Below are 4,141 nucleotides of genomic sequence, written 5' to 3'. Positions count from 1 at the left end.
CTATCCGTGAAGGCGGTCGTACCGTCGGCGCTGGCGTCGTAGCCAAAATCATCGAATAAGCGGTTGTAATGTATTTTTCGGGCCGGCATAATGGTCGGCCTGATTTTGTTTTAGGTCAGTAGCTCAATTGGCAGAGCGACGGTCTCCAAAACCGTAGGTTGGGGGTTCGATTCCCTCCTGACCTGCCAGATTCACTCGGTGTGTCTGGCTTTCTTTTCACAGGATCTTCATAGATGACTCCTAAAGCTGAAGCTCAAGGCTCTCGCTTCGATCTGCTCAAGTGGCTTGTAGTAGTCGCTTTGGTAGTTGTTGGCGTTGTTGGCAATCAGTATTACGCTGCTTCGCCGATCCTGTACCGTGTACTCGCTTTGCTTGCCATTGCTGCTGTAGCTGCCTTTGTAGGCCTGCAGACCGCGAAGGGCAAGTCTTTCTTTGTACTGGTTAAGGAAGCTCGCACCGAGATTCGTAAAGTCGTGTGGCCAACTCGCCAAGAAACCACGCAGACCACGCTGATTGTCGTGGCTGTTGTTCTGGTTATGGCGTTGCTGTTGTGGGGTCTTGATTCCCTGCTCGGCTGGCTTGTTTCCTTGATTGTCGGCTAAGGGTGTCCCGTGGCTAAGCGTTGGTATGTTGTGCATGCTTACTCGGGTTACGAGAAGCATGTGATGCGCTCGCTGATCGAGCGCGTAAAGCTGGCTGGCATGGAAGATGGCTTCGGCGAGATTCTGGTTCCCACTGAAGAAGTGGTAGAGATGCGTAACGGCCAGAAGCGCAAAAGCGAACGGAAGTTCTTCCCAGGCTATGTGCTCGTCCAGATGGATATGAACGAGGGTACTTGGCACTTGGTCAAGGATACTCCTCGGGTGATGGGGTTCATCGGCGGTACTGCCGACAAGCCTGCACCAATTACCGATAAAGAGGCAGAAGCGATTCTGCGTCGCGTTGCTGATGGTAGCGACAAGCCTAAGCCGAAGACATTGTTCGAGCCAGGTGAGACGGTGCGTGTCAACGACGGTCCATTCGCTGATTTCAATGGCGTTGTGGAAGAAGTTAACTACGAAAAGAGCCGGATCCAAGTGGCTGTGCTCATTTTCGGTCGCTCTACTCCGGTGGAGCTCGAGTTCAGTCAGGTCGAGAAGGTCTAACTGGGCAAGCAATCCCAACCCCGCAGCCTTAGGCTGTGGGGTTTTGTCGTCACTGGGATAAACGCGCAAGTAACCGGGGAGCCTTTCGAGGCGTTCGAACCCGTAATTGGAGTGCCTCATGGCCAAGAAGATTACCGCTTACATCAAGCTGCAAGTGAAGGCCGCTCAGGCTAACCCAAGTCCACCGGTTGGTCCTGCTCTGGGTCAGCACGGCGTGAACATCATGGAATTCTGCAAGGCTTTCAACGCCCGTACCCAGGGTCTTGAGCCAGGTCTGCCGACTCCAGTGATCATCACTGTCTACAGCGACCGTAGCTTCACTTTCGAAACCAAATCCACCCCTGCTTCGGTTCTGCTGAAGAAGGCGGCCGGTCTGACCAGCGGTTCCGCTCGTCCGAACACCGTTAAGGTTGGCACTGTTACCCGTGCTCAGCTGGAAGAAATCGCGAAAACCAAAAACGCGGATCTGACTGCAGCTGATATGGATGCAGCCGTGCGTACTATCGCCGGTTCTGCTCGTAGCATGGGCCTTAACGTGGAGGGTGTGTAATGGCTAAGCTGACCAAGCGTCAAAAGGCTATCGCCGGCAAAATCGAAGCAGGCAAGGCCTACAACATTGTAGACGCCGCTGCTCTGCTGGCCGAGCTGTCGACTGTCAAGTTCAGCGAGTCGTTCGACGTTGCTGTAAACCTGGGTGTAGACCCGCGTAAATCTGACCAGGTTGTTCGTAGCGCTACTGTGCTGCCACACGGCACTGGCAAGACCGTTCGCGTTGCTGTGTTCACCCAGGGTCCAGCTGCTGAGGCCGCTCTGGCTGCCGGCGCTGACCGTGTAGGTATGGACGACCTGGCTGCCGAAATGAAAGGCGGCGACCTGAACTATGACGTAGTGATCGCATCCCCGGATGCCATGCGCGTTGTAGGTCAGTTGGGTCAGATCCTCGGTCCACGCGGCCTGATGCCTAACCCGAAAGTCGGCACCGTAACTCCAGACGTAGCTAACGCGGTCAAGAACGCCAAAGCTGGTCAGGTTCGTTATCGCACCGACAAAAACGGCATCATCCACACTTCCGTTGGCAAGATCGGCTTCGACGCTGTCAAGCTGAAGGAAAACGTTGAAGCCCTGATCGCTGATCTGAAGCGTATCAAGCCAGCTTCCTCGAAAGGCATTTACGTCAAGCGCGTTACCCTGAGCACCACTATGGGCCCAGGTCTGGTTATCGATCAGAGCTCGCTCGACGCGTAAGACAAAGGTTGGCGCGGATTGTCGCGCCAATTGAAAGATTGGGGTCCCTGCCTGGCGGGGGCTATCCAAGACCGTAGGCGGCGCAAGCCTTAAACCTCAAGCCTACGCAGATGGTGCTCCCGGTTCCTTACCGAATCAGACACCAAAACGACATTCGGTTCCGATCGAATGAAACGGTAACAAGCAGGAGTTAAACCCGTGGCAATTAATCTCGAAGACAAGAAGGCCATCGTCGCTGAAGTCAACGAGGCTGCCAAAGTCGCTCTGTCCGCTGTCGTGGTTGATGCACGTGGCGTAACAGTAGGCGCAATGACCGGACTCCGTAAAGAGGCTCGTGAAGCTGGCGTTTACGTACGTGTTGTACGTAACACCCTGCTCAAGCGCGCTGTTGCTGACACTCAATACAGTGTCCTCAACGACGTGTTCACCGGCCCGACCCTGATTGCATTCTCGAACGAACATCCGGGCGCTGCTGCCCGTATCTTCAAAGAGTTTGCCAAGGGTCAGGACAAGTTCGAGATCAAGGCAGCTGCGTTCGAGGGCAAGTTCCTCGCAGCTAATCAGATCGACGTACTGGCAACTCTGCCGACCCGTGACGAAGCAATTTCCCAGCTGATGAGCGTGATTCAAGGCGCAACCAGCAAATTGGCTCGTACTCTGGCGGCAATTCGCGACCAGAAAGAAGCTGCCGCAGCCTAAGGCTCGTCACTTCTCGCGTTTTTTGTTTATTTCGATGGTCGCGTAGGCCGTCCCCCAATTCAGGAATTGAGTCATGTCTCTGACTAACGAACAAATCATCGAAGCAATCGGCCAGAAATCCGTAGTGGAAATCGTTGAGCTGATCAAAGCGATGGAAGAAACCTTCGGTGTTACCGCTGCTGCCGCTTCGGCTGGCCCAGCTGTAGCTGCTGCTGCTGTTGAAGAGCAAACCGAGTTCAACGTTGTTCTGCTGGAAGCTGGCGAGAAGAAGGTTAACGTGATCAAGGCAGTTCGTGAACTGACCGGTCTGGGCCTGAAAGAAGCCAAAGAGAAAGTAGACGGCGCTCCTCAGGTTGTAGCTGAAGGCGTTTCGAAAGAAGCGGCTGAAGACGCCAAGAAGAAGCTGGAAGAAGCAGGCGCTAAAGTCGAGCTGAAGTAAGCATCGACTTTGCTCCTCCAGCCCGAGCGTCAAGCGACAGGCTGATGGCTGGTGGCTCTTGCCACCGGCCTTTTTCCGTTATTGGCAGCCGACTGGGTCGGTGCTGATAAAGGCGCTGTAACCACCCGATGCGGTGGCGCAAACCATGGGGTTTGCACGATTTTCTGGCTGCTCCCGTCGGGAGGGGCCAAACAAGCAGGTGACCAAGCTGGGGAACGCTGATGGCTTACTCATATACTGAGAAAAAACGTATCCGCAAGGACTTTAGCAAGTTGCCGGACGTCATGGATGTGCCTTACCTCCTGGCCATCCAGCTGGATTCGTATCGTGAATTCTTGCAAGCGGGAGCGACTAAAGATCAGTTCCGCGACGTGGGCCTGCATGCGGCCTTCAAATCCGTTTTCCCGATCATCAGCTACTCCGGCAATGCTGCGCTGGAGTACGTCGGTTATCGCCTGGGCGAACCGGCATTTGATGTCAAAGAATGCGTATTGCGCGGTGTAACTTTCGCCGTACCTTTGCGGGTAAAAGTGCGCCTGATCATTTTCGACAAAGAATCGTCGAACAAAGCGATCAAGGACATCAAAGAGCAAGAAGTCTACATGGGTGAAAT

The 4,141-nt window shown here is 54.4% G+C and carries 7 protein-coding genes and 1 tRNA gene; all 8 read left to right on the top strand.

Going from position 1 to position 4,141, the window contains the following annotated elements:
• Nucleotides 1–112: 112 nt before the first annotated feature.
• A tRNA-Trp gene (locus D8U70_RS12090) sits at nt 113–188 on the top strand.
• A 45-nt stretch (nt 189–233) separates the two neighbouring features.
• On the top strand, nt 234–602 hold the full coding sequence (gene secE, locus D8U70_RS12085; protein WP_016772937.1) for a preprotein translocase subunit SecE: 369 nt from the start codon (nt 234–236) through the stop codon (nt 600–602).
• A 9-nt stretch (nt 603–611) separates the two neighbouring features.
• Nucleotides 612–1,145 carry a transcription termination/antitermination protein NusG gene (gene nusG, locus D8U70_RS12080; RefSeq protein ID WP_007957598.1) on the top strand — a complete coding sequence of 178 codons (534 nt, stop codon included), beginning with the start codon at nt 612–614 and terminating at the stop codon, nt 1,143–1,145.
• A gap of 118 nt (nt 1,146–1,263) precedes the next feature.
• Nucleotides 1,264–1,695: a 50S ribosomal protein L11 gene (gene rplK, locus D8U70_RS12075; RefSeq protein WP_003176435.1), complete on the top strand. Its 432-nt coding sequence runs from the start codon at nt 1,264–1,266 to the stop codon at nt 1,693–1,695.
• Nucleotides 1,695–2,390, top strand: coding sequence for a 50S ribosomal protein L1 (rplA, locus tag D8U70_RS12070; protein WP_024014523.1), 696 nt, complete (start codon nt 1,695–1,697; stop codon nt 2,388–2,390). Before rplK ends, rplA begins: the two co-directional genes overlap by 1 nt.
• Nucleotides 2,391–2,588: 198 nt before the next feature.
• A complete protein-coding gene (gene rplJ / locus D8U70_RS12065) occupies nt 2,589–3,089 on the top strand; it encodes a 50S ribosomal protein L10 (protein WP_008081912.1) in 501 nt (166 codons plus the stop codon).
• 73 nt (nt 3,090–3,162) lie between these two features.
• Nucleotides 3,163–3,528, top strand: coding sequence for a 50S ribosomal protein L7/L12 (gene rplL / locus D8U70_RS12060; protein WP_007962228.1), 366 nt, complete (start codon nt 3,163–3,165; stop codon nt 3,526–3,528).
• Between the two features lie 221 nt (nt 3,529–3,749).
• Nucleotides 3,750–4,141, top strand: a 392-nt coding sequence (locus tag D8U70_RS12055) for a hypothetical protein (protein WP_177433966.1), incomplete at its 3' end; no start/stop codon positions are given.

Origin of the sequence: Pseudomonas sp. Sample_20 (assembly GCF_004307585.1) — a bacterium.
Taxonomy (GTDB): domain Bacteria; phylum Pseudomonadota; class Gammaproteobacteria; order Pseudomonadales; family Pseudomonadaceae; genus Aquipseudomonas; species Aquipseudomonas atacamensis.
Note: the sequence above shows the minus strand (reverse complement) of the source record. Positions and strands in the feature narration are given on the sequence as shown.

Excerpts from the sequence above, each read along its gene's own strand:
- secE (WP_016772937.1), top strand. The coding sequence starts at position 234 with ATGACTCCTAAAGCTGAAGCTCAAGGCTCTCGCTTCGATCTGCTCAAG.
- rplK (WP_003176435.1), top strand. The coding sequence starts at position 1,264 with ATGGCCAAGAAGATTACCGCTTACATCAAGCTGCAAGTGAAGGCCGCT.
- rplA (WP_024014523.1), top strand. The coding sequence starts at position 1,695 with ATGGCTAAGCTGACCAAGCGTCAAAAGGCTATCGCCGGCAAAATCGAA.
- rplL (WP_007962228.1), top strand. The coding sequence starts at position 3,163 with ATGTCTCTGACTAACGAACAAATCATCGAAGCAATCGGCCAGAAATCC.